The sequence below is a fragment of the Palleronia pontilimi genome (genome assembly GCF_016412875.1).
GTDB lineage: Bacteria > Pseudomonadota > Alphaproteobacteria > Rhodobacterales > Rhodobacteraceae > Palleronia > Palleronia pontilimi.
Map to the genome: position 1 here is coordinate 232485 of NZ_JAEKPD010000007.1, position 24926 is coordinate 257410.

Annotated in this window: 23 protein-coding genes; 9 read left to right on the forward strand and 14 right to left on the reverse strand. The window is 65.4% G+C overall.

Going from position 1 to position 24926, the window contains the following annotated elements:
* The first annotated feature begins 42 nt into the window (after window positions 1–42).
* Complete coding sequence (locus tag ILP92_RS08310) at window positions 43–762, forward strand: alpha/beta fold hydrolase (RefSeq protein WP_198915913.1); 720 nt, start codon at window positions 43–45, stop codon at window positions 760–762.
* A 3-nt stretch (window positions 763–765) separates the two neighbouring features.
* Here the strand turns inward: ILP92_RS08310 and phaZ are convergent, their stop codons facing one another.
* Window positions 766–2091 carry a polyhydroxyalkanoate depolymerase gene (phaZ, locus tag ILP92_RS08315; RefSeq protein WP_198915914.1) on the reverse strand — a complete coding sequence of 442 codons (1326 nt, stop codon included), beginning with the start codon at window positions 2089–2091 and terminating at the stop codon, window positions 766–768.
* Between the two features lie 122 nt (window positions 2092–2213).
* Here phaZ and ILP92_RS08320 point away from each other — a divergent pair, with 122 nt between their 5' ends.
* The 3 genes from ILP92_RS08320 to phaR all read left to right on the forward strand — a co-directional run bounded on the left by ILP92_RS08320 (window position 2214) and on the right by phaR (window position 5311).
* Complete coding sequence (locus ILP92_RS08320) at window positions 2214–4013, forward strand: PHA/PHB synthase family protein (RefSeq protein ID WP_198915915.1); 1800 nt, start codon at window positions 2214–2216, stop codon at window positions 4011–4013.
* A gap of 148 nt (window positions 4014–4161) precedes the next feature.
* On the forward strand, window positions 4162–4614 hold the full coding sequence (locus tag ILP92_RS08325) for a phasin family protein (RefSeq protein WP_198915916.1): 453 nt from the start codon (window positions 4162–4164) through the stop codon (window positions 4612–4614).
* A gap of 145 nt (window positions 4615–4759) precedes the next feature.
* Window positions 4760–5311 carry a polyhydroxyalkanoate synthesis repressor PhaR gene (gene phaR / locus ILP92_RS08330; RefSeq protein ID WP_198915917.1) on the forward strand — a complete coding sequence of 184 codons (552 nt, stop codon included), beginning with the start codon at window positions 4760–4762 and terminating at the stop codon, window positions 5309–5311.
* A gap of 12 nt (window positions 5312–5323) precedes the next feature.
* Here the strand turns inward: phaR and ILP92_RS08335 are convergent, their stop codons facing one another.
* The 4 genes from ILP92_RS08335 to ILP92_RS08350 all read right to left on the reverse strand — a co-directional run bounded on the left by ILP92_RS08335 (window position 5324) and on the right by ILP92_RS08350 (window position 8952).
* Window positions 5324–6679, reverse strand: coding sequence for a glutamine synthetase family protein (locus tag ILP92_RS08335; RefSeq protein WP_198915918.1), 1356 nt, complete (start codon window positions 6677–6679; stop codon window positions 5324–5326).
* Window positions 6676–7350, reverse strand: coding sequence for a type 1 glutamine amidotransferase (locus ILP92_RS08340; protein WP_198915919.1), 675 nt, complete (start codon window positions 7348–7350; stop codon window positions 6676–6678). The genes ILP92_RS08335 and ILP92_RS08340 overlap by 4 nt, the downstream gene beginning before the upstream one ends.
* A gap of 1 nt (window position 7351) precedes the next feature.
* Window positions 7352–7888 carry an adenine phosphoribosyltransferase gene (locus ILP92_RS08345; protein WP_198915920.1) on the reverse strand — a complete coding sequence of 179 codons (537 nt, stop codon included), beginning with the start codon at window positions 7886–7888 and terminating at the stop codon, window positions 7352–7354.
* 185 nt (window positions 7889–8073) lie between these two features.
* Window positions 8074–8952, reverse strand: coding sequence for an S-methyl-5'-thioadenosine phosphorylase (locus tag ILP92_RS08350; protein WP_198915921.1), 879 nt, complete (start codon window positions 8950–8952; stop codon window positions 8074–8076).
* A gap of 268 nt (window positions 8953–9220) precedes the next feature.
* Between ILP92_RS08350 and ILP92_RS08355 the strand changes: the two genes are divergently transcribed.
* A complete protein-coding gene (locus ILP92_RS08355) occupies window positions 9221–10840 on the forward strand; it encodes a SulP family inorganic anion transporter (RefSeq protein ID WP_198915922.1) in 1620 nt (539 codons plus the stop codon).
* 27 nt (window positions 10841–10867) lie between these two features.
* On the opposite strand, the gene ILP92_RS08360 is transcribed toward ILP92_RS08355, so the two are convergent.
* Window positions 10868–11473 (reverse strand): flavin reductase family protein, encoded by a 606-nt coding sequence (locus ILP92_RS08360; protein WP_198915923.1) that lies wholly within the window; start codon window positions 11471–11473, stop codon window positions 10868–10870.
* 91 nt (window positions 11474–11564) lie between these two features.
* Between ILP92_RS08360 and ILP92_RS08365 the strand changes: the two genes are divergently transcribed.
* Window positions 11565–12050 (forward strand): GNAT family N-acetyltransferase, encoded by a 486-nt coding sequence (locus ILP92_RS08365; protein ID WP_198915924.1) that lies wholly within the window; start codon window positions 11565–11567, stop codon window positions 12048–12050.
* A gap of 37 nt (window positions 12051–12087) precedes the next feature.
* The gene (locus tag ILP92_RS08370; protein ID WP_198915925.1) at window positions 12088–12876 is read left to right on the forward strand and encodes an EcsC family protein; all 789 of its coding nucleotides are present in this window, start codon (window positions 12088–12090) and stop codon (window positions 12874–12876) included.
* 56 nt (window positions 12877–12932) lie between these two features.
* Here the strand turns inward: ILP92_RS08370 and ptsP are convergent, their stop codons facing one another.
* Together ptsP and ILP92_RS08380 are read right to left on the reverse strand one after the other, a co-directional pair.
* A complete protein-coding gene (ptsP, locus tag ILP92_RS08375; RefSeq protein WP_198915926.1) occupies window positions 12933–15197 on the reverse strand; it encodes a phosphoenolpyruvate--protein phosphotransferase in 2265 nt (754 codons plus the stop codon).
* Window positions 15198–15412: 215 nt separating this feature from the next.
* Window positions 15413–16651: an aspartate kinase gene (locus ILP92_RS08380; protein ID WP_198915927.1), complete on the reverse strand. Its 1239-nt coding sequence runs from the start codon at window positions 16649–16651 to the stop codon at window positions 15413–15415.
* 126 nt (window positions 16652–16777) lie between these two features.
* On the opposite strand from ILP92_RS08380, the gene ILP92_RS08385 reads away from it, so the two are divergent.
* Together ILP92_RS08385 and ILP92_RS08390 are read left to right on the forward strand one after the other, a co-directional pair.
* Window positions 16778–17218 carry a phosphate-starvation-inducible PsiE family protein gene (locus ILP92_RS08385; protein WP_198915928.1) on the forward strand — a complete coding sequence of 147 codons (441 nt, stop codon included), beginning with the start codon at window positions 16778–16780 and terminating at the stop codon, window positions 17216–17218.
* Window positions 17219–17394: 176 nt separating this feature from the next.
* Window positions 17395–19194, forward strand: a complete 1800-nt coding sequence (locus ILP92_RS08390) for an NAD(P)/FAD-dependent oxidoreductase (protein ID WP_198915929.1) — start codon at window positions 17395–17397, stop codon at window positions 19192–19194.
* 126 nt (window positions 19195–19320) lie between these two features.
* Here ILP92_RS08390 and ILP92_RS08395 read toward each other — a convergent pair whose 3' ends face one another.
* The 6 genes from ILP92_RS08395 to ILP92_RS08420 form a co-directional block, all read right to left on the reverse strand.
* The gene (locus ILP92_RS08395; RefSeq protein ID WP_198915930.1) at window positions 19321–20397 is read right to left on the reverse strand and encodes a TRAP transporter substrate-binding protein; all 1077 of its coding nucleotides are present in this window, start codon (window positions 20395–20397) and stop codon (window positions 19321–19323) included.
* Between the two features lie 22 nt (window positions 20398–20419).
* On the reverse strand, window positions 20420–21709 hold the full coding sequence (locus ILP92_RS08400) for a TRAP transporter large permease (protein WP_198915931.1): 1290 nt from the start codon (window positions 21707–21709) through the stop codon (window positions 20420–20422).
* A 1-nt stretch (window position 21710) separates the two neighbouring features.
* The gene (locus ILP92_RS08405) at window positions 21711–22292 is read right to left on the reverse strand and encodes a TRAP transporter small permease (protein ID WP_198915932.1); all 582 of its coding nucleotides are present in this window, start codon (window positions 22290–22292) and stop codon (window positions 21711–21713) included.
* A gap of 70 nt (window positions 22293–22362) precedes the next feature.
* Window positions 22363–22863 carry a flavin reductase family protein gene (locus ILP92_RS08410; RefSeq protein ID WP_198915933.1) on the reverse strand — a complete coding sequence of 167 codons (501 nt, stop codon included), beginning with the start codon at window positions 22861–22863 and terminating at the stop codon, window positions 22363–22365.
* Window positions 22864–22867: 4 nt separating this feature from the next.
* Entirely contained in the window at window positions 22868–23761 is an 894-nt protein-coding gene (locus tag ILP92_RS08415) for an aldo/keto reductase (RefSeq protein WP_198915934.1), read from the reverse strand.
* Window positions 23761–24915 carry an LLM class flavin-dependent oxidoreductase gene (locus tag ILP92_RS08420; protein WP_198915935.1) on the reverse strand — a complete coding sequence of 385 codons (1155 nt, stop codon included), beginning with the start codon at window positions 24913–24915 and terminating at the stop codon, window positions 23761–23763. The genes ILP92_RS08415 and ILP92_RS08420 overlap by 1 nt, the downstream gene beginning before the upstream one ends.
* Window positions 24916–24926: the final 11 nt, after the last annotated feature.

The following is a 24926-nucleotide window of genomic DNA, read 5'->3' on the forward strand; positions in this document are numbered from 1 at the left end:
CACGGCGACCGGGCAGGTCTCTGAAAACACAAGGATAATCCCATGGGCATGCCATTGGTGCTGCTGCCGGGTTTCATGTCCGACCTGCGCGTCTGGGGGCCGCAGATCGAAGCGCTCGCGCAGGATCACACGCTGGTTCTTCCGACGCTCGGCACCTTCGACAGCGTCGAGCGCATGGCCGAGAACCTGCTGCCGCAATTGCCGCAACGCTTCGCCCTGGCCGGGCATTCGCTGGGCGGGCACGTGGCGATGGAGCTGTTGCGCCGCGCCCCGGACCGGGTCGAGCGGATCGCGATCCTGTCGGCGCCGTGCCTGGCCGAAACGCCGCCCATGGCGGCCGAGCGCGAGTTGCGGATGGTGCGCGCCAAGGGCGGGCGGCTGGCCGCCGTCATGGCCGAGGATCTGCCGAAGACCTGCCTGGCGGACGGCGATCTGTGCGCCCCGCTGCACGGCTTCGTGCTGGAAATGGCCGAGCGCTTCGGCGTCGATGCCTACCTGGCGCAGTCGCGCGCGATGCAAAAGCGCCCCGATTGCCAACGGGTCCTGCGCACGGCGCGGCTGCCGTCGCTGGTCATGGGCGGCGCCGAGGACACGGTGGTCCGGCCGCAACGGCTGGAATTCCTGGCCGGGCTGATGCCGAAGGCGAGCTTGCGCATCATCGACGGTGCGGGGCACCTGCCCATGCTCGAACGCCCCGATCGGGTGACCGGGGCGCTCATGGAATGGATGGAGTGGCCGCTGGAGGCGCTGCTGCTGCGCTAGCGCCTAGACGGGCATCGGTCCTTCGCTGGACCGCTTGCGGCGCTTGACCTCGGTGCGGGGCGCCGATTTCACGTTCGCCGCGCGCGGCGTATGCTCTCGACCCGCGTTGTCGTCGATGAAATCCAGCACGAGCGGGCGGATATTGGTCCGCCAGGACTTGCCCGCGAAGATGCCGTAATGGCCCGCGCCCTCTTCGAGGTGGGCGGCCTTCTTGTTGTCGGGCAGGTTCTTCAGCAAATCCAGCGCGGCCAGGCACTGACCGGGCGCCGAGATGTCGTCCTCGGTGCCTTCCACGATCTTCACGGCCACGTCGGTGATCTTCGAGATATCCACCGGCTTGCCGTTGATCGAGAACGCGTTGCGCGCGATGTCGCGGTCCTTGAAGACGCGCTTGACGGTCGAAAGGTAGAATTCCGCCGTCATGTCCATCACGGCGAGGTATTCGTCGTAGAACTTGTTGTGCTTGTCGTGATCGCCCGCTTCGCCCTTCGCGGTCTTCATGATCTGGTTGTAGAAGGCACTGGCGTGCTTTTCGGCGTTCATCGAGATGAAGGACGTCAGCTGCAGCAGGCCGGGATAGACCATGCGGCCCGCGCCCGCATATTTGAAGCCCACGCGCTGGATCACCATTTCTTCCAGCTGGCCCATGGTCACGCGGCGGCCGAAATCGGTGACCTCGGTGGCCTGCGCGTCGGGGTCGACCGGACCGCCGATCAGGGTCAGGGTCGCGGGCTGGTTCGCCGGATCGTGCTCGGCCAGGTAGGCGGTCGCGGCCAGCGCCAGCGGCACGGGCTGGCAGACGGCGATGACGTTGGTGTCGGGGCCCAGATGTGACATGAATTCCGTCAGGTAGAGCGTGTAGTCGTCCACGTCGAACTTGCCTTCCGACACCGGGATGTCGCGGGCATTGTGCCAGTCGGTGATATAGACCTCGGCATCGGGCAGCAGCGACTTGACCGTCGAGCGCAAGAGCGTGGCGTAGTGGCCGGACATCGGCGCGATCAGCAGGATCTTGCGCGGCTTGGCGGCGCGGCCCTGGACGTTGAAATGGATCAGATTGCCGAAGGGCTTTTCCTTCACGGTCTCGATCTGGACGATGTGATCGCGCCCGTCCTCGGCCACCACCGTTTCCACGCCCCAGTCGGGCTTGGCCACCATGCGGCCGAAGCTGCGCTCGGTCACGTCGCCCCAGGCCGACATCAGCTGGAAGAACGGATTGGGGAAAAGTCCCATGGCGGGGTAGGATCCGAGGGCCTGCGCGGTCGCACCCAACCATTGGTTGGTGACGCGCGTCGTTTCCATCAGATCGTAAGTCATCATGTATCGCATGCTCGAAGCCTCCTGGTGCCCGCCGAGGGAGTTGTTTCACTCCACTGGTGTCCTACCCTACAAGGGAGGACGTGGTAGAACGGCGATGCTGCTGTGCAGCAAAATAGGGCGGGGGACCAGAGATGGCAACTAAACAAACAGATACGTCAGAAAACGGCACCGATATCACCGAAAAGATGGCCGAGAATCTCGCGAAACTTGAGGTTTTGTCAAAACGTCTGATGAACGCCATGGCGCAGAAAAGACAGGTGCCCGCCAATCTGCAGGCGCCGGGCAGCGATCTTTACATGAAGGCCATGGGCGCCTGGATGACCGAGGCGATGACCAATCCGGGCAAGCTGTTCGAGCACCAGGTGGGCTACTGGTCGAAGACCATGAAGCACTACATCGAGGCGCAGCAGAAGATGATGCAGGGCGATTTCAGCCCGCCCGAGGATCCCACCGGGTCCGATCGCCGATTCTCGGACGACATGTGGTCCGAACATCCGTTCTTCAATTACCTCAAGCAGCAATACCTGATGAATTCCGAAGCGATCAGCCAGGCGGTCGACGATCTTGAGGGTCTCGAGCCCGCGGATCGCAAGCGGCTGCGCTATTTCTCGGAACAGATCACCAACATGATGTCGCCCACCAACTTCCTGAGCACCAACCCCGAGGCGCTCGCCAAGGCGCTCGAGACCGAGGGCCAGTCGCTGGTGGACGGGCTGGAAAACCTGGTGCGCGACCTGGAAGCCAATGACGGGCAGCTGATCGTGACGCTTGCGGACAAGGACGCCTTCAAGGTGGGCGGCAACCTGGCCACGTCCCCCGGCAAGGTGGTGTTCCGCAACCGCATGTTCGAGCTGATCCAGTATAGCCCGTCCACCGAGCAGGTCCACAAGACGCCGCTGCTGATCTTCCCGCCGTGGATCAACAAGTTCTACATCCTGGATCTGAAGGAAAAGAACTCGATGGTGAAGTGGATCGTGGACCAGGGGTTCACGCTGTTCATGGTGTCCTGGGTCAACCCCGATACCAGCTACGAGGATGTCGGCCTGGGCGATTACATCGAGGACGGATTCCTTGCCGCCATCGAGCAGGTCCAGTCCATCACCGGCGAGGACAAGCTCAACGCGGTGGGCTACTGCATCGCGGGCACCACGCTGGCGCTGACCCTGTCGCTGATGGAAAAGCGCGGCCAGAAGCCGATCAACTCGGCCACGTTCTTCACCACGCTCACCGATTTCTCGGACCGGGGCGAGGTGGGCGTGTTCCTGGAGGACGATTTCGTCGACGGGATCGAGGCCGAGGTGAAGGAGCACGGGATGCTCGACAGCTTCTACATGAGCCGGACGTTCAGCTTCCTGCGGTCAAACGACCTGATCTACCAGCCGGCGATCAAAAGCTACATGCTGGGCGAGGCGCCGCCCGCGTTCGACCTGCTCTACTGGAACGGCGACAGCACGAACCTGCCCGCGAAGATGGCGGTGCAATACCTGCGCGAGCTTTGCCAGGGCGACGCCTTCGCCACCACGGGCATCGAGTTGCTGGGCGAGACCCTTCACATCAAGGACGTGAAGGTGCCGCTGATGGCCGTCGCGTGCGAAACCGACCACATCGCGAACTGGAAAAGCAGCTTCCGGGGCATGCAGAAGATGGGCGGCCGATCCAAGACCTTCATACTGTCGGAATCGGGCCATATCGCCGGAATCGTCAATCCGCCCAGCAAGAAAAAGTACGGCCATTACACGGGCGGCGACTGGAAGGGCACGCCCGAAGATTGGCACGAAGCGGCCGCGTTCTACGACGGATCCTGGTGGGACCGCTGGGGCGAATGGCTGGCCAAGAAATCCGGCAAGAAAGTTGCTGCGCGTGCACCCGGCACCGACGGCCAGGAAGTGCTTTGCGATGCCCCCGGAACCTATGTTATAAGCAGAAACTGACGCATCGCAGGGAGTCCGGGTTCCATTATTTTTTTGCTGCAGTGCAGAAAAAACCCTTGCAATGCCGCACTGCAGCATGCATATTGTTTACAGAACAAGACGGAAGCCACCCCGAACCCACCCGGCTTCCAGTTAAAGGAGCAATATCATGGCTAAGCAAACGCAAGACTACACCAAGATGATCAACGAAATGATGTCGTCGTTCCCCGTCGACATGAGCTCGATGCAGGACGGCTTCAAGTCCTACGCCTCGTTCGGCGAGAAGATGTCGAAAGTGGCCCTGGAAGCCGCCGAGAAGTCGACCGAGATCTCGACCAAGTGGACGAAAGAGACCCTGTCCAAGGTGTCGGATATGTCGGTCGCCCGTGACGAGCCCACCGACTACGCCAAGGCAATGACCGACTTCGCGTCGGCCCAAGCCGAGATGACCGCCGAAACCATGGCCGCCTTCGCCGAAGTCGCGAAGAAGGTCCAGATGGAAACGGTCGAGCTGATGCTGGCCGCCGGCAAGGACGTGTCGGAAGACATGACCGCCGCCGCCAAGAAGGCGCAGAAGGACATGACGGACGCCGCTAAGAAAGCGACCGCCACGGCGAAGTAAATCGTCAAGACCGGCGCGCTTTGCTCTCCCCGAAGCGCGCCAACACTGAAAGGGTGGACTTCGGTCCGCCCTTTCTTTTTGCCTGCGGCACCTCTAGGCTCTTTCTGCACTGCCGAAATCCCAAGTCGAATCGCTGGAGATCCCGATGCCCGAGACGGAAAAGCCGCTGCTGATAAAGCGCTATGCCAGCAGGCGGCTTTATAATACCGAGACCAGCGATTACGTGACGCTCGAGGACATCGCGAAATTCATCCGGGCAGGGCGCGAGGTCCAGATCGTGGATCTGAAGACCGGCGATGATCTGACCCGGCAATACCTGCTGCAGATCGTGGCCGAGCACGAGTCGAAGGGCGAGTCGGTGCTGCCGCTGGGCGTGCTGACCGACCTGGTGCGCAGCTATACCACGCAGGCGCAATCGGTCGTGCCGCAATTCCTGGCGATGAGCTTCGACATGCTGCGCGAAGGCCAGTCGAAGATGGTCGAGCGGGCGATGAACCCCATGTCCGCCGTCCCCGGTTTCGACGCGATGCAGGCGCAGCAACGCGCCTTCCTGAAGGCGATGACCGGCACCTGGTCCGATGACGAAAGCGACACCAAGCCGTCCGGCAAGGACGACGCGAAAAGCACCAAGGAGCTGGACGAGATCCGATCCCAGCTTTCGGCGCTGCAAGAGCAGCTTGCCAAGATGAAGAAGTGACGCGGACGCGGCTTAGACGTTGATCAGCAGATGCTCGCGCTCCCACGGTGAAATCACCTGCAGGTATTCGTGATATTCGGCCTGTTTGACGGTCGTGTAGATGCGCCCGAATTCAGGTCCCAGCAGATCCTGCAGGGCGGTGTCGGCGCCGAAGGTCTGAAGCGCTTCGCCCAGGTTGCGTGAGATGTCGCTGGCCGCGTCATAGGCCACGTCGGTGCGCTCGGGGCGTGGGGTGCGGCCTTCGACCAGCCCCAGATACCCGCAGGCCAGCGATGCCGCGATCCCCAGATACGGGTTGCAATCCATGCCCGCGATCCGGTTTTCCACCCGCCGCGCGGCCGGGTCGGACACTGGCACGCGCAAGCCCACGGTGCGGTTGTCGCGGCCCCATTCCAGGTTCACCGGGGCCGAGAAGTCGCGCACGTAGCGGCGATAGGAATTGACGTAAGGCGCCAGCAGCGCGACCGCGCTGGGCAGGTGGTGCTGCAGCCCGCCGATGAATTGCTGGAAGGCGGGCGTTTCCGAGCCGTCCGGGGCGCTGAAGATGTTGTGCCCCGCGGCGTCCAGCACCGAGTGGTGGATGTGCATGGACGATCCCGGCTCGCCCTCGATCGGTTTGGCCATGAAGGTGGCGAAGCAGTCGTGGCGCAACGCCGCCTCGCGGATCAGGCGCTTGAAGAAGAAGATCTCGTCGGCCAGCTTCACCGGGTTGCCGTGGCGCATGTTGATTTCCAACTGCCCCGCGCCGCCTTCCTGGGTGATGCCGTCGATCTCGAACCCTTGCGCTTCGGCGAAGTCGTAGATGTCGTCGATCACCGCGCCGTATTCGTCCACCGCCGACATGGAATAGGCCTGCCGCGCCGCCGCCGCGCGGCCCGTGCGGCCGGTCATGGGGGCGATCTTCTGGGCCGGATCCACGTTGCGGGCGACCAGGTAGAATTCCATCTCGGGGGCGACGACGGGCGTCCAGCCGCGCGCGTGATAGGCGGCGACCACGCTTTTCAGCACGTTGCGCGGCGCGAACGGCACCGGCTCGCCCGATTGCAGGTGCAGGTCGTGGATCACCTGGAGCGTCCAGTCGGCGGTCCAGGGGGCCGCGGTCGCGGTGCCGTAATCGGGGGTCAGGATCATGTCGGGCTCGGTCGCGCCGTCGTCCACGCCATCGTCGGCCCAGTCGCCGGTGATGGTTTGCAGGAAGATCGAAGACGGCAGGAAGAACCGGCTTTGGCGCGCGAATTTCGACGCGGGCATCGCCTTGCCGCGCGCGATGCCGGGCAGGTCGGACACGATGCATTCGACCTCGTCCAGGCGGTGGCCGCGCAGGTAGGCCTGCGCCGCCTCGGGGGTTTGGGACAGCCAGTCGGTCATTGATGATCCCTGAAAAATCGAGAGAGCCGCGCGCCGATGGCCGCGTTGTCGACATTCTGTCCGATGTCGCGGGCGGCCTGGTCCAGCAGCGGGTCGGGAACGGTGCCGCCCCTTCGAAGCGCCACCATGGCCGCGATGTAGTCGGACGAGAATTCGGGGTGCGGTTGCAGCGTCAGCGTCGCCGGCCCGATGGCAAGGCCCGCATAGGCCGTGAAGTCACTGGACGCGATCACCCGGGCGCCGGGGGGCGGCTGCACCACCTGATCCTGGTGCCAGGCGTTCAGGTGTACCGTTTCGCCGTCCAGATCGTAGGGGCGACGGCCGACCGCCCAGCCCCCCGCGAATTTTTCGACCCGGCCGCCCAGGGCCTGGGCCACGATCTGGTGGCCGAAGCAGATGCCGACCAGGGGGATGTCCCGGGCGTGGATGTCGCGGATCAGCTGCTCCAGCGGCGCGATCCAGTCGTGGTCTTCGTAGACCGCGTGTTTCGAGCCCGAGACCAGCCAGCCCTCGGCGTCACCGGGCCCTTCCGGGAACGCGCCGTCGAAGACGCGCCAGGTCTGCCAGTCGAAGCCGGGGCCGAGCAGTTCAGCGTAGAATTCGGGATAGCTGCCGTGGTGGACGTCGAGCTCGGGCGCGGTGGCGCCGCATTGCAGAAGGCCGATCTTCACGTCAGTCCCCTTCGAAGGCGCAAAGCGCGTCGACCGCGATGCCCAGGGCGGTCAGCCGCTCGCGCCCGCCCAGATCGGGCAAATCGACGATGAACGAGCATCCCACCACCTCGGCGCCCAGGCGTTCGCAAAGCTTGATCCCCGCTTCGGCGGTGCCGCCGGTGGCCAGAAGGTCGTCGACGATCAGCACCCGCTCGCCCGCCTGCAGGGCGTCGTCGTGGATTTCCATCGTGGCCGAGCCGTATTCCAGGTTGTAGTCCTGCGACAGCGTGGCGGCGGGCAGCTTGCCCTTCTTGCGCACGAGGACCAGCCCCTTGTTCAACTGGTGCGCCACCGCGCCGCCCAGGATGAAACCGCGCGCCTCGAGACCCACGACCTTGTCGATCCGCTGGTCGGCATAGGGGTGCAGGATCTGGTCCACGCACATGCGAAATCCGCGCGGATCGGCCAGCAGGGTGGTGATGTCGCGGAACATGATCCCCGGCGTGGGAAAATCGGGGATCGTGCGGATGTAGTCGCGGACGGTCTTGCGGGTCATGGGCCAAGCCTTTGCGATGAACGAGCCGGAGTCATCGCAGACCTAGCACCGAAGGGCTGCAGGGAAACTGTCTTGCGCAGTCCTAGGGCAGGGCGATCCCGGCGGTCGCGCCGATCCAGGCCAAGGCGAAAAGAAGCAGGACGATTTTCATGGATCCACATTGCGCGCCATTCGTGAAGGTTTGATTAACCACGCGGCAGAACGCGGCCCGCGACCGCCTCGAGCTTTGCCACCAGCGTCGGATCCCGATGGTCCGGCGCGGTCATCAGCGCGAATTCGAGCGCCCGGTCGCAGCCATGCGGGCAGGGGGCGCGGTCGGCCCCGAGCAGGCCCGGCAAGCGCGCGACAAGGCCCCGCGCCGCGTCGGCATTGCCGCCAAGGATCGCCAGGATGTCGCTGATGTCGACGCTGCCGTGGTCGGGATGCCAGCTGTCGTAATCGGTGATCATGGCGACGCTGGCGTAGCAGATCTCGGCCTCGCGGGCCAATTTCGCTTCGGGCATGTTGGTCATGCCGATCACGTCCGCGCCCCAGGCGTCGCGGTACATCTTGCTTTCCGCGGCCGAGCTGAATTGCGGGCCTTCCATCGCCAGGTACGTTCCGCCGCGGTGCACGGTCACGCCCTGTGCTTTCGCCGCCGCGAAGGCCGCGTCGCCAAGGCGCGGGCAGGTCGGGTGCGCGACGCTCACATGCGCCACGCAGCCGGTGCCGAAGAACGAGCTTTCGCGCCCCACGGTCCGGTCGATGAACTGGTCGACGATGACGAAATCGCCGGGTGCCAAATCCTCGCGGAAGGATCCGCAGGCCGAGACGCTGAAGATATCGGTGACACCCAGCCGCTTCAGCGCGTCGATATTGGCGCGGTAGGGCACCGTCGACGGCGAATGCACATGGCCGCGCCCGTGGCGGGGCAGGAAGGCCATGGGCACGCCGTCCAGCGTTCCGGTCAGGATCTTGTCCGACGCGTGGCCCCACGGCGTGTCGACGCCGACCCATTCCGCGTCCGCGAGCCCTTCGATCTGGTAGAGACCCGATCCGCCGATGATGCCGATGCGCGTGTCCATGCAATTCCCCTTCCGCCAGGCCCCGTTCGGGGTCGGCGCGACCTTGCCCGAAGTCGGGCGCCTTGAAAACCGCCCGCGAAGCCCCGCCGCGCGGCGATTTCGTGGTCTTCGACCGGATGCGCGTTACCTCGTGGGCTGGACGGGTCTTTTCCGCTGCGGAATTGGGGCGCGCGGGGGTGGCTTCGCGGACCACATGGGCCTATGCGGGCGCAAACACTGCCCCCACGCGCCGCGAGACGGTCCACGGGACACGCTGAAGGAGACCACGATGGCCAAACCCCTGCTTTCGGTCCTGGGCGACGCACTGAACGTGCCGTCGGTCCGCGCCAACACGGATCCCCGCCAGATCAAGACCGAAATCCTGTCGGGACTGACCGTCGCGCTGGCGCTGGTCCCCGAAGCGGTGGCCTTCGCCTTCGTGGCCGGGGTGGAGCCGCTGGTGGGTCTTTACGCCGCTTTCATCGTGGGGCTCATCACGGCCGTGTTCGGCGGTCGGCCGGGGATGATCTCGGGTGCGACGGGCGCGCTGGCGGTGGTCATGGTCAGCCTGGTGGCCCAGCACGGCGTGGAATACCTGTTCGCCACGGTGGTGCTGATGGGCCTGATCCAGATCTTCGTCGGCGTGATGCGCTGGGGCAAGTTCATCCGGCTGGTGCCGCATCCGGTGATGCTGGGCTTCGTGAACGGGCTGGCGATCGTGATCTTCCTGGCGCAGCTCGTGCAGTTCCAGGTGCCCGGGACGGCCGAAGTCTCGGGCCACGGCATGTCGGGGGGCGAGTGGCTGTCGGGCTGGCCGCTGGTCCTGATGCTGGGGCTGGTGGCGCTGACCATGGCGATCATCTGGGGTCTGCCGAAGCTGACCAACATCGTCCCCGCGCCCTTGGCCGGGATCGCGGTGGTGGCGGTGCTGGTCATCGCGCTGGGCCTGAACACGCCCGTCGTGGGCGACCTCGCGTCGATCCAGGGCGGGCTACCGTCCTTCCATATCCCGATGGTGCCCCTGACATGGGAGACGTTCGAGATCATCCTGCCCTATTCGGTGATCCTGGCGGCCATCGGACTGATCGAGTCGCTGCTGACGCTGAACCTGGTGGGCGAGATCACGGGGCGGCGCGGCGGCGCGTCGAAGGAGTGCATCGCCCAGGGTGCCGCCAACACGGTGACGGGTTTCTTCGGCGGCATGGGCGGCTGCGCGATGATCGGCCAGTCGATGATCAACGTGAATTCGGGCGGCCGGATGCGGTTGTCGGGGATCTCGGCGGCGCTGTTCCTGCTGGCCTTCATCCTGTTCTTCGCCCCGGTGATCGAGCTGGTGCCGCTGGCGGCCCTGGTGGGCGTCATGTTCATGGTGGTGATCGGGACCTTCGCGTGGAATTCGCTGAAGATCCTCACGAAGGTGCCGCTGGTCGATGCCTTCGTGATCGTGCTGGTGACCGGCGTGACGGTGGCCTACGACCTGGCGACGGCGGTGGTCGTGGGCGTGATAGTGAGCGCGCTGGCCTATGCCTGGCAAAACGCGCGCCGCATCCACGCCCGCACCGAGATCACCGAAGACGGCGCGAAGATCTATGCCATCGACGGGCCGCTGTTCTTCGGTTCGGCCGAAGGGTTTTCGGAGCTCTTCGATCCCGAAAACGACCCGGATCTGGTGATCGTGGATTTCGCGGCATCGCGCGTGGCCGACCAGTCGGCGCTGACCGCCATCGAGGCGCTGGCGGCGAAATACGAGGCCGCGGGAAAGCGGCTTGAACTGCGCCACCTGAGCCGCGACTGCCACTACCTGTTGACGAAGGCAGGCCAGCTGATGACCGACAGCGAGGACGATCCCGACTACGCGCTGGCGGTGGATTACGGGGTGCGGACGGGCCAGCTGGGCGCGGGGCACTGACCGGCGCGCCCGGGCTGGTGGAAGTCGCTATTCGCCGGGACGCTTGAGCGCGAATTTCTCGCGGATCACCGAATAGTCGCGGTAGCCCATGCGTGTCAGCGGGTTGAACCGAAGCACGTCGAATTCGCCGTCGACCAGGCAATCGTCGCGCATGTGGACGCCCGTGACCTCGCCCAGGACCAGGAAATTGTGCGCGCCCTCGATCTTGACGATCTGGGTCAACTTGCATTCCAGCGACGCGGGACCGTCGGCCACCCGCGAGCAGGGGATCGTTTCGCAGTCGGCGCGCGCGACACCGGCCTTGGTGAACTCGTCCACCTCCTTGTCCCAGGCGCCCGAGCTTTCGTTCATCACGTCCTTCATCGCGTATTCCACGATGTTCACGCAGAACACGCCCGTGTCGCGGATATTGGCCACGCTGTCCTTGGTGTCGCCGCGATCCTCTTTCGCCGACGTGGACGAGAACATCACCTGCGGCGGCGTGTAGGCGACCGCGTTGAAGAACGAATAGGGTGCCAAGTTTTCCGAGCCGTCCGACCCGCGGGTCGAGATCCAGCCGATGGGCCGCGGCGTCACGATGGCGTTGAACGGATTGTGGGGCAGGCCGTGGCCGTCTTGGGGGCGATAGAACATGCGGGGGATGGTCCTTCATCTGGTTTGTATCCAGACCTAGCCCCGTGCTAGGGCGGCGGCCAGTTTTATCGGGGATGGGCGCGGCACACGCATGCGGGGATTGAGCAAGGAAGCTCCCGAGGACCGGTGGGAGGTCGAGGCGCTGTTCGATCTGAGCTTCGCGCCCGGGCGCACGGCGCTGTCGTCCTACCGGCTGCGCGAAGGCGTCTCGCCGGTGGCGGATCTGTGCCTGGTGCTGCGCGACGAGGGCGGCATCCTGGGCGGCGCGGTGCGGGTCTGGCCGGTGCGGATCGGGACGGCCGAGGCGCTGTTGCTGGGACCCGTCGCGGTGCACCCGACGCGCCAGGGCGAAGGCCTGGGGGCGCTTCTGATGCAGGAAGTGCTGGAGCGCGCGGCCGGACTGGGCTGGGCGCGCGCACTTCTGGTGGGCGATGCGCCCTATTACGGGCGGTTCGGGTTCGAGAAGCTGGGCGATGTCGCCATGCCGCCGCCCACAAATCCCGATCGCGTGCTGGGCCATGCGCTGGTCCCCGGCGCGTGGGACGGCGTGACCGGTGCGGTCACGCGCGCGGTTTGAACTTGTCGACATCGCCGCTTGCCCCCATCTTGGGGAAATGAGCGAGACATCAGGCACCGACATCCCCGTGACCACCGACCAGATCGCGCCCGAAATCGCGGCCGAGCTCGAGGCCTTGGCGCGGCGGTCGAAAAACGCGCGCGGGATCGTGATGCGCGGTCTTGGCCTCGTCGGCTCGCAGCTGGAACACCAGCTGGAAAAGCTGCCCGTGTCGGTGCGCATGCAGATCGAAGGCGCGACCCGGCAGGGGCTGGAATACGCGTCCCGCGTGGCGTGGGCGTCGCGCCGGTCGGTGCCGGACCGGCCCGACTGGCAGAACACCGCCATGACCGCTGCCATGGGCGCGGCGGGGGGCGTGGGCGGCCTGCCCACGGCGCTCGCCGAGTTGCCGGTGACGATCACCATGCTGCTGCGCGCGATCCAGGGGGTTGCGACCGATCTGGGCTTCGATACCGACACGCCGCTGGTGCAGGCGCAGTGCATCAAGGTGTTCTCGGCCTCGGGGCCGCTCTCGGACGATGACGGTGCGGACCTGGCCTTCCTGTCGTCGCGCGTGACGCTGTCGGGTGCGGCGGTGCACGGGATCATCGCGCGGGTCGCGCCGAAGCTGGCCACGGTCCTGAGCCAGAAGCTGGCCACCCAGGCGGTGCCGGTACTGGGCGCCATGGCGGGGGCCGCCACGAATTACGCCTTCACCAGCTATTACCAGGAAATGGCGCGTGTCTATTTCGGCCTGCGGGCCTTGGCGCGGGATGAGGACATTCCCTTCGAGGTGCTGATGCAGGAATTCCGGCTGAAGATGCAGCCGCCCAAGCAGATCGGCTGACGCGCCCGCGCCGGGATATTCTTAGCGAACAGGGAAAGCGATGGGCCGAGTTCGGCTCAGTTCGCCGGGGCGCGCGCCATGGCCTGTCCCAGCCATTCGGTGACGTCGGCCCGCACCGATTGCACCCCCGCGGCGCGCGACATCTCGATCACCGCGCGCGCTTCGTCCAGGTTCACGCGCCGCAGCAGGTGCTTGATCGGCCCGATGGAGGCCGGGCGCATGGACAGCGATCGCAGCCCCATGGCGGCGAAGCACAGCGCCTCGACCGGGCGGCCCGCATCTTCGCCGCAAAAGCTGACCGGCGTGCCCGCTTCGCGGCAGCGCGCCACGATCGTGCCGATCAACGTCAGGAAGCTCACGTTCAGCGTGTCGTAGCGGCGGCGGACCCGTTCGTTTTCGCGGTCGGCGGCGAAGAAGAACTGCTTGAGGTCATTGCCGCCGATCGAGATGAAATCGGCCATGTCGTAGAACTGGTGCGGCGCGAAGACCAGCGACGGGGTTTCCAGCATGGCGCCAATCTTCAGGTCGGTGGGCAGGTCATGGCCCAGTTTGCGCTCGCGCTCGATCTCGTCCAGCAGCATCTGGCGCGCCTCGCGGAACTCGTCGAATTGGGCGATGAACGGGAACATGACGCGCAGGGGGCGGCCCACGGCGGCGCGGATCAGCGCCTGGTTCTGCATCCGCATGATGCCCTTCTTGTCCAGCCCCACCCGGATCGCCCGCCACCCCAGCGCCGGGTTCGGCTCTTCGGGGCGCTTCATGTAGGGCAGCACCTTGTCGGACCCGATATCGAGCGTGCGGAAGGTCACGGGCTTGCCGTCGGCGGCGTTGAGCACGCGCAGGTAAAGCGCGGCCAGATCGCCCCGGCGCGGCACTTTCGAGCGGGCGAGAAACTGAAGCTCGGTGCGGAAGAGGCCCACGCCTTCGGCGCCGGAACTGGCCAGCGACGGCAGGTCGGCCATCAGCCCCGCATTCATCGTCAGCTCGATGACCGAGCCGCAAAGCGTGCGTGCGGGCTGGTCGCGCAGACCGGCATAGCGTTCCTGGGCCTTGGCCTGCATCGCCATCTTGTCGCGAAAGGCGGCGACGATGTTTTCCTCGGGGCGCAGGTGGACGATGCCCTGCTCGCCATCCACCAGGATCGGATCGCCGTTCAGCGCCTCGGCGATGATGTCGCGGGCATGAACCACCAGCGGGATCGCCAAAGCGCGCGCCACGATCGCCGCGTGGGAGCCGACCGAGCCCTGTTCCAGCACGATCCCCTTCAGCGAGCGGCCGTAATCCAGAAGCTCGCCGGGGCCGATATTGCGGGCGACCAGGATCGGGTTCTTCGGCATCTCGGCCCCGGTTTCGCGGCCCTGGCCCGTCAGGATGCGCAGCAGGCGGCGCGACAGGTCGTCCAGATCGGTCAGCCGTTCGCGCATGTAGGCGTCGGGCGCGTTCTGCAGGCGGGTGCGGGCGGCGGATTGCTCTTTTTCGACGGCCGCTTCGGCCGAAAGCCCGCGCTCGATATCCTGGCACATGCGGCGCAGCCAGCCGCGCGAGTGGGCGAACATCCGGTAGGTTTCCAGGACCTCGCGCTGGTCCTTGTCGGCGTTCTTGTGGCCGTCGAGCATGTCGTCGACGCTGGCGCGCAGCTGCTCGATCGCGTCGGTCAGGCGCTTGGTCTCGGCCTCGGGGTCCTCGGCGATGGGGTTGGTGACGACGACGCGCGGCTCGTGCAGCCAGACCTGGCCTTCGGCGGTGCCTTCCTGGCCGACGGTGCCCTTGATCATCACCGGCTGCTGGTGGCGCGCCGACAGGGCCGCACCTTCGCCGATGAACGCGCCGAGCTCGGTCATCTCGGCCAGCACCATGGCGACGACTTCCAGGCCGTAGACCTCGTCTTCGGAATATTCGCGGGCGGTCTTCGATTGCACGACAAGCACGCCCAGGTTTTCGCCGAGCCGCTGGATCGGGACGCCCAGGAACGAGGAATACCGTTCCTCGCCCGTTTCGGGCATGTAGCGGAAGCCGCGGGTCGCCGGTGCGTCGGCCGTGTTGATGACGCGCCCCTTGCGCGCCACCCGGCCAACCAGTCCTTCGCCCAGCCGCATCCGCGTCTTGTGGACGGCCTCGGGCTTCAGGCCGCGCGTGGCACAGAGTTCGAGCGTTTCGGGATCGCGGAACAGGTAGATCGAGCAGACCTCGGTCTGCATGCTTCCGGCGATCAGTTCGGTGATGCGATCCAGCCGCGTCTGGCCCGCGCTGTCGTCCGCCAGCGCGTCGCGCAAGCGGCCCAGCAGTTTTCGGCTTTCGGATTCTGTTGACGTGTGCGGCATGGACCCCGGGATCTTCAATTTATTCAATCAAATTTCTCAAGATCCGTGCAGCCACAATGCGCAAGCGCCGTCAATGACATTCGCTCAGATTGCAGTCTGGTCATTATCCCGGATTAATTCGATTTCCGATTTCGTCCAAGCGCTACGCGCTCTGTCGGCATTTGCGGCAGCGGCCGGGGCGGGGGCTTTCGTCCCGTAGACCGGCCCGGTTGGACCTAGCGCGCCTTTTCCAGCTCGAACGCATCGTGGAGCGCCTGGACGGCCAATTCCATGTATTTGCGGTCGATCAGAACGCTGATCTTGATCTCGGAGGTCGTGATGACCTTGATGTTCACGTTCTCGTCGCGCAGCGCCTTGAACATCCGGGCCGCGACGCCCGCGTGGCTGCGCATGCCGATGCCCACCACGGACACCTTGCTGACCTCGGTATCGGCGACCAGGTCGTGGTAATTGATCTCGCCGCGCTGCTTGGCGTCTTCCATCGCTTTCGCGGCGCGCTTCACCTGGTCCACGGGGCACGAGAAGGTCATGTCGGTGCGCCCTTCCTCCGAGATGTTCTGCACGATCATGTCCACGTTCACGCCCGCCTCGGCCAGGGGGCCGAAGATCGCGGCGGCGATGCCGGGCCGGTCGGCCACGCTGATGAGGGTCATCTTCGCTTCGTCGCGGGAATAGGCCACACCGGCCACTACGTTGTTTTCCATGATCTCGTCCTCTCCGCAGACCAGGGTTCCGGCCGTTTCGTCGTATTCGTCGAATGAGCTGAGCACCCGCAGCTTCACCTTGTAGCGCATCGCCAGCTCCACCGACCGGGTCTGCAGCACCTTGGCGCCCAGGCTGGCGAGCTCCAGCATCTCTTCGAAGGCGATGCGGTCGAGCTTGCGGGCCTTGGACGTGATGCGGGGATCGGTGGTATAGACGCCGTCCACATCCGTGTAGATGTCGCAGCGCATCGCGCCGAAGGCCGCGGCGAAGGCGACTGCGGTGGTGTCGGACCCGCCGCGGCCCAGGGTGGTGATGCGGCCCTCGGGCGATATGCCCTGGAAGCCCGCGACCACGGCGACCTTCATGCCGTCCGCGAAGCGCGCGTCCAGATTGGCGGTCGGGATGGATTCGATTCGCGCCGCGCCATGCGCGCCATTGGTCTTCAGCGGCACCTGCCAGCCCTGCCAGCTGCGCGCGGGGATATCCATTTCCTGCAGCGTCAGCGCCATCAGCCCGGCGGTCACGTTTTCGCCCGAGCTGACCACCGCGTCGTATTCGCGCGCGTCGTAAAGCGGCGAGGTCTCGTCGACCCAGCCCACCAGCTCGTTGGTCTTGCCCGACATGGCCGACACGATCACGATGACATCGTGGCCGTTGGCCACCTCGCGGCCCACGCGCTTGGCGGCACGCTTGATGCGGTCGGTGGTGCCGACCGATGTGCCGCCGAATTTCATCACCAGCACTGACATGCCGTCCCCTGCAAGGCCCCTGAATTCCGCGCGCTTTTATGGGGCGCGCGGGGTGGGCGCAAGCCAGCACGCTCGCCCGGGCCGCGTCCCACGCTAGGTTTTCGGCTGTCCTAGTGGAGTGCGGGTATGTCCGACAGAAAAGAAGGTCCGTTCCTGGCGGTCTATACCTGGTTCGAGCGCGTGGTCTCGGGCGTCATCCTGCTGGGCATGGTCGGGGTGGTGATCCTGGCCACCTATTCGTTCCTGCGCACGCTGGTGGGCATCACCCTGGCCGAGAACGCGACGCTGGATTACGTGCAGTTCCAGACGCTGTTCGACCGGGTGCTCGCCGCGGTGATCGCGGTCGAGCTGGCCCATTCGATCCGCCAGATGGTGGCGGGCGATCACGGTTTCGGGCAACTCAGGACCGTGATCTCGATCGGGATGCTGGCGGTGGTGCGGAAGCTGATCGTGCTCGAGGTCGACCAGGCCACGGGCGGGTTCCTGCTGGGCATCGCGGCGGCGGTGGCGGCGTTGGCGATCGGCCTGGTGGCGATCCGCTGGATCGAGAACCGCCGCCCGGACTGAGGGCCCGGATTTCTCGAGAAATCCGTCACGTTTTCCTCGAGGAAAACGGCCCCGGCGCCGCGGACGCGCATCCGCGGCGCGCTGCGCGACTGCTTGCCACTAAGACCTTAGACCCATGGATACTTGACGTATGGTCAGGCAATTTGAGCTTCTCAGTGGAGAAGGAGATATCAAAAATGCTCGACACCACCCTTACCGACCAGACCCAGGAATTCCTCGACCAGTTCGGCGCCGCGCTGGCCCGCGGCGATATCGACGCGGTGCGCGAGATGTTCGTCGAGGATTGCTATTGGCGCGACCTGGTCACCTTCACCTGGAACATCAAGACCATGGAGGGCCGCGACCAGGTGGCCGACATGCTCAAGGCGCGGCTGGACGAGGTGAAGCCGTCGCACTGGACCCTGCTGGAAGACGAGTTGCCCACCGAAGAGGGCGGCATCGTCACCGCCTGGATCACCTTCGAGACGGACGTGGCGCGCGGCTTCGGCCTGCTGCGCCTGAAGGACGGCAAGATCTGGACGCTGCTCACCACCATGCAGGAGCTGAAGGGCCACGAGGAACCCAAGGGCTTCGACCGGCCCATGGGCGCCGAGCACGGCGCCGACAAGGACCGCACCACCTGGCAGGAAGAGCGCGCGCGCGAAGCGGCCGAGCTGGGCTACAAGACACAGCCGCACACCGTCATCATCGGCGGCGGACAGGGCGGCATCGCGCTGGGCGCGCGGCTGCGCCAGCTGGGCGTGCCCACCATCATCGTGGAAAAGAACGACCGCCCCGGCGACAGCTGGCGCAAGCGCTACAAGTCGCTCTGCCTGCACGACCCGGTCTGGTACGACCATCTGCCCTACATCAAGTTCCCCGAGAACTGGCCCGTCTTCAGCCCCAAGGACAAGATCGGCGACTGGCTGGAAATGTACACCAAGGTGATGGAGCTGAACTACTGGACCCGCTCCGAGGCCAAGTCGGCCAAGTTCGACGAGGCGACCGGCGAATGGACCATCGTCGTGGATCGCGACGGCGAAGAGGTGATCCTGAAGCCCAAGCACCTGGTCATGGCCACCGGCATGTCGGGCAAGATGAACAAGCCCGACTTTCCCGGCGCCGACCAGTTCAAGGGCGAGATCCAGCATTCCAGCGAGCATCCCGGCCCCGATGCCTACACTGGCAAGAAGGTGGTGGTGATCGGGTCCAACAACTCGGCCCACGACATCTGCGCCGCGCTTTGGGAGCATGACGCAGACGTGACCATGGTGCAGCGGTCGTCCACCCATATCGTGAAGTCCGACAGCCTGATGGATGTGGGCCTGGGCGATCTCTACTCCGAGAAGGCGGTGCGCAACGGCGTGACGACCGAGAAGGCCGACATGATCTTCGCGTCGCTGCCATACAAGATCCTGCACGAGTTCCAGATCCCCGTCTACGAGGAGATCGCCAAGCGCGATGCCGATTTCTACAAGGGGCTCGAGGATGCGGGGTTCCAGCACGATTGGGGCGATGACGGATCGGGCCTGTTCATGAAATACCTGCGCCGCGGGTCGGGCTATTACATCGACGTGGGCGCGAGCCAGCTGGTCATCGACGGCAAGGTGAAACTGGTGAACGGCCAGATGAAGGAATTCACCGAGACCGGCGTGCGGCTGGAGGACGGCACCGAGCTCGAGGCCGACCTGGTGGTGCTGGCCACCGGCTACGGGTCGATGAACGGCTGGGTCGCGGACCTGATGGGCCAGGACATGGCGGACATGGTCGGAAAGGTCTGGGGCCTGGGGTCCGACACCACCAAGGATCCCGGCCCGTGGGAAGGCGAGCAGCGCAACATGTGGAAGCCCACGCAGCAGCCGAACCTGTGGTTCCACGGCGGCAACCTGCACCAGTCGCGGCACTATTCGCTGTACCTCGCGCTGCAGCTGAAGGCGCGCGAGGCGGGACTGCCGACGCCGGTCTACGGGTTGCAGCCGGTGCACCACCTGAGTTGAGGGGGCCGGATTTCTCGAGAAATCCGTGATGTTTTCCTCGAGGAAAACGTTTGCCTGCCCGAAGAAACGAAAACCGCCGGAGCCTTGCAGCTCCGGCGGTGTCGTTTGCGGTTGCCGCGGCGGGCTTTACTGGATCGTGGCTTCGCGCTGGGCGGCGATCTCGGCCTCGACCTTTTCCACGGTCGCGGTCATCGCGTCATAGACGGCCTTGCCGCCGTCGACGTTCTGGGTGAACCAGTCGTAGACTGGTGCCGCCGCATCCGCGAACATCTGCTTCTGCTCGGGCGTGGGCACATAAAGGTCGCCGCCGCCCTCCTGGAACGCCTGGTAGGCGTCGATGGACTTGCGCTTGGGCGACGCGAAGGTGGCCTGTTGCAACTGGTAGAACCCGTCCACGACGATGCGCTTCTGGTCGTCGGTCAGACCGTTGAACCGCTCGCCATTCATGAACCACAGCGCGCCCATATAGGCGTGGCCGTCCAGCGTCAGGTATTGCAGGCCCGCATCGGGAAACTTCATGCCCATGATGTCGGTGATGCCGTTCTTCGAGCCCTCGACCACGCCCGTCTGCAGCGAGGTGAAGAGTTCCGGCCACGGGATCGGGGTCGGAGACGCGCCGAGGGCGCGCGTCAGTTCCTGCGGCAGGTCGGCGACCACGGTGCGGATCTTCAGTCCTTCCAGGTCGGCGGGGGTTTCGATCCGCCGCTGGGTGTTGGCGAAGTTGCGCCAGCCGCCGGTATTGCCGATGGTCATCAGCTTGATCGCGCCGCCGGAGGTCTCTTCGACCATGTCCTGCATGGTGGTCACGAACTCGGTGCCGTTCTCCAGCACGCCCTCCGCCACGCGGTCGTTGGCCATCAGGTAGGGCAGGTCCAGCACCTGCACGAAGGGGAAGATGCCGGAGGTCCCGCCCGAGGTCGACACGTAGATGTCGATGGCGCCGTCGGCCACGCCCTGCATGCACTCGGCGCCGTTCGAGCAGAGCTGCGTGCCGATGAACATCTCGACCGCGATGGCGCCGTTGGAGGCCTGCTCGACGAAGTTCTTGAACACGATCAGGCCGTCGTAATCCTCGTCGTTTTCGTTCGAGTTGGCCGTGGCGCGCAGGGTGATCGTTTCGGTGTGCTCGGCGGCGAAGGCGGTGACGGCCGTGCCCCCCAGCAGGGCCGCGGACAGCGCGGCGGTGGTCAGGTGTTTCAACATCTGTTCTCTCCCTTGTTGATGGTCAGTTCGCGAAGCCCGTCAGGCGCGGGATCGTCATGGATAGCGCGGGGATATAGGTGATCAGGAAGATCACCAGCACCTCGACCGCGAGGAAGGGCAGGATCGCCCGGGAAATCGCTTCGACCCGTTCGCCGCTGACCGACGAGGCCACGAAGAGCACCAGCCCCATGGGCGGCGTGGCCAGCCCCACGGTCAGGTTCACGGACATGATGATGGCGAAGTGGATCGGATCGACGCCGAGGTCGACGAAGATGGGCCCCAGGATGGGCCCCAGGATGATGATCGCGGGGCCCGCGTCCAGGAACATGCCCACGGCGAACAGCAGCAGGTTGATGAGGAACAGCAGGATCAGCGGGTTTTCCGACAGCGACAGGATGTAGTCGGCCATGATCTCGGGCGCGTGGCTGAGCGACACCACCGTCTTGAACGCCATCGCAGCCCCCACCAGCAGCAGCACCACGGCCGAGGTCGTGGCCGAGCGCGACAGCACCTCGCCGATTTCCGAGAATTTGAGGGTCCGCATGACGAAGAGCCCGATGAAAAGGGCATAGGCCACGGCGACGGCGGCGGCCTCGGTCGGGGTGAAGATGCCCAGAAGGATCCCGCCCATGATGATGACGGGGGTCAGCAGCGGGAAGAACGCCTTCAGACTGGCCTGTCCGCGCTCGGCCCACGTGCTTTTCCGGCTGGCGACGGGGAAATCGTACTTGTCGGCCATGAATTTGATGACGATCATCAACCCGACGCCGACCAGCGCACCGGGCACGATGCCCGCCAGGAACAGCGCGGCGACCGACTCGCCCATGACGTAGGCATAGATGATCATGATGCCCGAGGGCGGGATGATCGGGCCGATGACGGAACTGGCAGCGGTGATGGCGGCGGCGAACTTGCGGGTATAGCCCTGACGCTCCATCGCCGGGATCAACATCGAGCCGAGCGCGCTGGTATCGGCCACGGCCGAGCCCGACAGCCCCGCGAACAGCATCGAGCTCAGCACGTTCACGTGCGCCAGCCCGCCGCGCAGGTGTCCCATGAGCGCCTGAGAGAACTCGACCAGCCGCGCGGTGATGCCGCCCTTGTTCATCAGCTCGCCCGCCAGCATGAAGAACGGGATCGCCATCAGCGGGAAGCTGTCCATGCCGTTATAGACATTGCGATAGAGCAGGGTGATGTCGCGCTCTTGCCCGGCCATCCACAGCAGGATTCCGGGGGCTGCCAGCAGGCCGAAGAAGACGGGCAGGCCCAGCACCAGGAAGATCAGGAAAACGGGCAGGAACCAGATCAGCATGTCATTCCGCCATGATTTCTTCTTCGGCGGGCGCGATCTCTTTCAGGTCCTCGGCGCCCAGAAGCGTCAGGATGTTGCGCAGGATCAGCTCGATATTGACGATCAGCATGAGCACGACACCGACAAGCAGGCTGGCCATCATCCACGACCGCGGGATGCGGTACCAGCCGTCGGGCAGCGGCAGATACAGCGACGCGGTGGCGAAGCGACCGCCGAAGCCCGTGACCTCGGACCAGCCGATGCGGACGGCGAAGCCCAGCACCACGGCTGCGATGGCCAGAAGGACCAGCGATAGGGCGGCGGCCAGCACGCGCGGCAGCAGCACCAGGATCGTGTCGATGGCCACGAAACCGCCCCGGCGATAGGCCATGGGCGCCATCAGGCCGGTCATCCACAGCATCATGAAGCGCGCGGCCTCGTCGGGCCAGGGCAGGGCGTTGTTAAGCACGTAGCGAAAGAAGACCTGGACCAGGATCGCGGCGACCATCAGCGCGATGGCGACGATGGAGACGATGCGGCCCACCGGCAACACCAGGTCGTTCCATGTCTGGAAAGGCCACAAAAGGCCCTTCAGGACGCGCATGCGCCGCTCCTCCCTATGTCGCCCCCGCGCCCCGTTGATCGCGGCTGCGTCGTCTTCTCACCTTTGCAGGTCAGTCCAGCCTTGTGAACTGCCCATATTTTCCGCCCGCGAAGATCAGCGGAGCGCCATCCCGGTGCACGGCGCTGAGCACCCGGCCGATGACGATGACGTGGTCGCCCGCGTCGTGGATCGTCTCGGTCGTGCAGTGGAACCGCGCCAGGCAATCCTCGATCAGGGGCGTGCCGTCGTCGTGGCGCCACCAGTCGAGCTTGTCGAAGGCGTCGCCTTCCTTGACGAAGGTATCGGCCAGCGCGACCTGGTCGTCGGCCGCCACGTGGATGGCGAAATTGTCGCATTCGGTGAAGGGCTTGAACCGGCTCGACGACTTGGCGGGCGCCCACAGCACCAGCGGCGGATCCAGCGAGACCGACGCGAAACTGTTGGCGGTGATGCCCAGCGGCCCGGTATCGGCCCCCGTCGTGATGACCGTGACGCCCGTGGCGAAGCGGCCCAGGGCCTGCCTGAGCGCGCGTCCGTCCTGCGGGGAAACCTGCGTGGCGACCTTGTCCATCCGCTCAGGGTACTTCCCGGCCGATGGCGTAGGAATAAAGCTCGAACCAGTCCTGGCGGCTGATCTTCACCTTCCGGGCGTCGCCGATGGATTTGATGCGGTCCAGGTTGTTGGTGCCCATGACGGGCAGGATGCGGGCGGGATGGGCCAGCAGCCAGGCGACGGCGACGGCGGCCATGTCGCAGCCCTCGCGCTTGGCGAAATCGGAAAGGTTGGTGCGCAGCTTGGTGTGGCCGCCCTTGCCGGTCATCAGCGTGCCGCCGCCAAGGGGCGACCAGGCCATGGGCGCCGCGCCGTATTCCTGGATGAAGGCCAGGTCGCCGTTGGTGAAGGGGTCGGTGTGGCCCAGCGACATCTCGATCTGGTTGGCGACCAGCTTGGTCTGCATGGCCGATTGCAGCAGCGTCCAGTCGTGCCGCTTGAAGTTCGACACGCCCACGGCGCGCACCTTGCCCGCCTTAACGGCGGCATCCAGCGCGGCGCCGGTGTCGTGGTGGTCCATGAAGGGATCGGGGCGGTGGATCAGCAGCAGGTCGATCTCGTCGATGCCCATGAGCTTCAGCGACTGGTCGATGGACGCTTCGATATGCGCGCTAGAGGTGTCGTAATGCTTGACCCGCGCGCCCTTGTGCCGCCCGGCGGGGGCCACGATGCCGCATTTCGTCACGATCTCGATGCGCTGGCGCAGATCCTTGGTCAGGGCCTTGCCCATGATCTCTTCCGCCATGTAGCCGCCGTAGATGTCGGCCTGGTCCAGCGTGGTGATGCCCTGGTCGATGCAGGCCTCGATCTTGTCGCGGACATGGGCGGCGCTGGTGTCGGAATCGTCGCCGAGCCGCCACATCCCATAGACGATCCGGCTGAGGCTCAGCCCCTCTTGCAGTTCCACGCGATCCATCAGCGGCGTTCTCCTGCCCCGAGCGGGGTCTTCGGTGTCGCCGCGGGCACGCGTCCATAGGCGTGCGGCAGCGAACAGGTTTTCAAATGCGGCAGGATCCGGGACCCGACCGATCGGCACTCATCAAGGTGAGGGTAGCCCGAGAAGATGAAAGCGCGAATCCCCATTTCGCGATAGGCCTCGATCTCGCTCAGGACCTGGTCGGTGCTGCCCACCAGTGCGGCGCCGCAGCCCGAGCGCGCGCGCCCGATCCCGGTCCACAGATGCGGCTCGACATAGCCGAACTGGTCGGCCAGGTCGCGGGCGCGGGCCTGGTGGCTGACACCCAGGCTGGTGCTGTCATGGGCACGGTCTCGGATCAGCGCGCCGTATTCGTCGTCCAGCTTGCTGACCAGGTGCTCGGCGTATTCCTTCGCCTCGGCCTCGGTATCGCGCACGATCATGTGGACGCGCAGGCCGTAATCCAGCGTTCTGTCATATTCCTCAGCGACTTGATGGACGGCTTTCATGCGCTCGGCGATCTGGTCCTTGGGCTCGGGCCACATGAGATAGACGTCGCAATGCTCGCCGCAGAGATCCAGCGCGGGGGGCGAGTAGCCGCCGAAGTAGAGCAGCGGCCCGCCGGTCTGGTAGGGCTTCGCGGGATCCGTCGTAATCCCTTTGAAATCATATACCTGTCCGGTGAAGTTGATCTCGTCCCGCGTCCAGGCCTGTTTCAGGATCTCGACCACCTCGCGCGAGCGCTGGTAGCGGAAGGCGCTGTCGGCTTTTTCGCCCGGGAAGTCGGACGAGATCACGTTCAGCGTCAGTCGACCTTCCAGCATGTGATCCAGCGTCGCCACCGTGCGCGCCAGCATGATCGGCTGCATCTCGCCGCAGCGGATGGCGGCCAGCATGTTGATGCGGTCCGTGATCGGCGCGCCGCCCGCCACAAAGCTGAGCGTGTCCTGGCCCACCTGGTAGGACGACGGGCACAGGATGTTGCGGAAGCCCTGCGCCTCGGCCTCTTTCAGGATCGCGCTGCAATGGGACCAGCTGGACCGCAGATTCCCGTCGGGCATGCCGAGATATTCGTAATCATCCGAACAGAGCGCCGCGAACCACGACACTTCGATCGCGTCCAGATCGGCCGATGTGATGGGAACGATGCTCATGCGCGCGACCC

What these genes read in the sequence shown, in the direction of transcription:
- ILP92_RS08325 (WP_198915916.1), top strand. Translation starts at nt 4,162, where the DNA reads ATGGCTAAGCAAACGCAAGACTACACCAAGATGATCAACGAAATGATG.
- ILP92_RS08390 (WP_198915929.1), top strand. Translation starts at nt 17,395, where the DNA reads ATGCTCGACACCACCCTTACCGACCAGACCCAGGAATTCCTCGACCAG.
- phaZ (WP_198915914.1), bottom strand. Translation starts at nt 2,091, where the DNA reads ATGCGATACATGATGACTTACGATCTGATGGAAACGACGCGCGTCACC.
- ILP92_RS08350 (WP_198915921.1), bottom strand. Translation starts at nt 8,952, where the DNA reads ATGGACACGCGCATCGGCATCATCGGCGGATCGGGTCTCTACCAGATC.
- ptsP (WP_198915926.1), bottom strand. Translation starts at nt 15,197, where the DNA reads ATGCCGCACACGTCAACAGAATCCGAAAGCCGAAAACTGCTGGGCCGC.
- ILP92_RS08335 (WP_198915918.1), bottom strand. Translation starts at nt 6,679, where the DNA reads ATGACCGACTGGCTGTCCCAAACCCCCGAGGCGGCGCAGGCCTACCTG.
- ILP92_RS08380 (WP_198915927.1), bottom strand. Translation starts at nt 16,651, where the DNA reads ATGTCAGTGCTGGTGATGAAATTCGGCGGCACATCGGTCGGCACCACC.
- ILP92_RS08370 (WP_198915925.1), top strand. Translation starts at nt 12,088, where the DNA reads ATGAGCGAGACATCAGGCACCGACATCCCCGTGACCACCGACCAGATC.
- ILP92_RS08365 (WP_198915924.1), top strand. Translation starts at nt 11,565, where the DNA reads ATGCGGGGATTGAGCAAGGAAGCTCCCGAGGACCGGTGGGAGGTCGAG.
- ILP92_RS08310 (WP_198915913.1), top strand. Translation starts at nt 43, where the DNA reads ATGGGCATGCCATTGGTGCTGCTGCCGGGTTTCATGTCCGACCTGCGC.
- ILP92_RS08400 (WP_198915931.1), bottom strand. Translation starts at nt 21,709, where the DNA reads ATGCTGATCTGGTTCCTGCCCGTTTTCCTGATCTTCCTGGTGCTGGGC.
- ILP92_RS08355 (WP_198915922.1), top strand. Translation starts at nt 9,221, where the DNA reads ATGGCCAAACCCCTGCTTTCGGTCCTGGGCGACGCACTGAACGTGCCG.
- ILP92_RS08405 (WP_198915932.1), bottom strand. Translation starts at nt 22,292, where the DNA reads ATGCGCGTCCTGAAGGGCCTTTTGTGGCCTTTCCAGACATGGAACGAC.
- ILP92_RS08345 (WP_198915920.1), bottom strand. Translation starts at nt 7,888, where the DNA reads ATGACCCGCAAGACCGTCCGCGACTACATCCGCACGATCCCCGATTTT.
- ILP92_RS08420 (WP_198915935.1), bottom strand. Translation starts at nt 24,915, where the DNA reads ATGAGCATCGTTCCCATCACATCGGCCGATCTGGACGCGATCGAAGTG.
- ILP92_RS08320 (WP_198915915.1), top strand. Translation starts at nt 2,214, where the DNA reads ATGGCAACTAAACAAACAGATACGTCAGAAAACGGCACCGATATCACC.
- ILP92_RS08410 (WP_198915933.1), bottom strand. Translation starts at nt 22,863, where the DNA reads ATGGACAAGGTCGCCACGCAGGTTTCCCCGCAGGACGGACGCGCGCTC.
- ILP92_RS08415 (WP_198915934.1), bottom strand. Translation starts at nt 23,761, where the DNA reads ATGGATCGCGTGGAACTGCAAGAGGGGCTGAGCCTCAGCCGGATCGTC.
- ILP92_RS08395 (WP_198915930.1), bottom strand. Translation starts at nt 20,397, where the DNA reads ATGTTGAAACACCTGACCACCGCCGCGCTGTCCGCGGCCCTGCTGGGG.
- ILP92_RS08385 (WP_198915928.1), top strand. Translation starts at nt 16,778, where the DNA reads ATGTCCGACAGAAAAGAAGGTCCGTTCCTGGCGGTCTATACCTGGTTC.
- ILP92_RS08360 (WP_198915923.1), bottom strand. Translation starts at nt 11,473, where the DNA reads ATGTTCTATCGCCCCCAAGACGGCCACGGCCTGCCCCACAATCCGTTC.
- phaR (WP_198915917.1), top strand. Translation starts at nt 4,760, where the DNA reads ATGCCCGAGACGGAAAAGCCGCTGCTGATAAAGCGCTATGCCAGCAGG.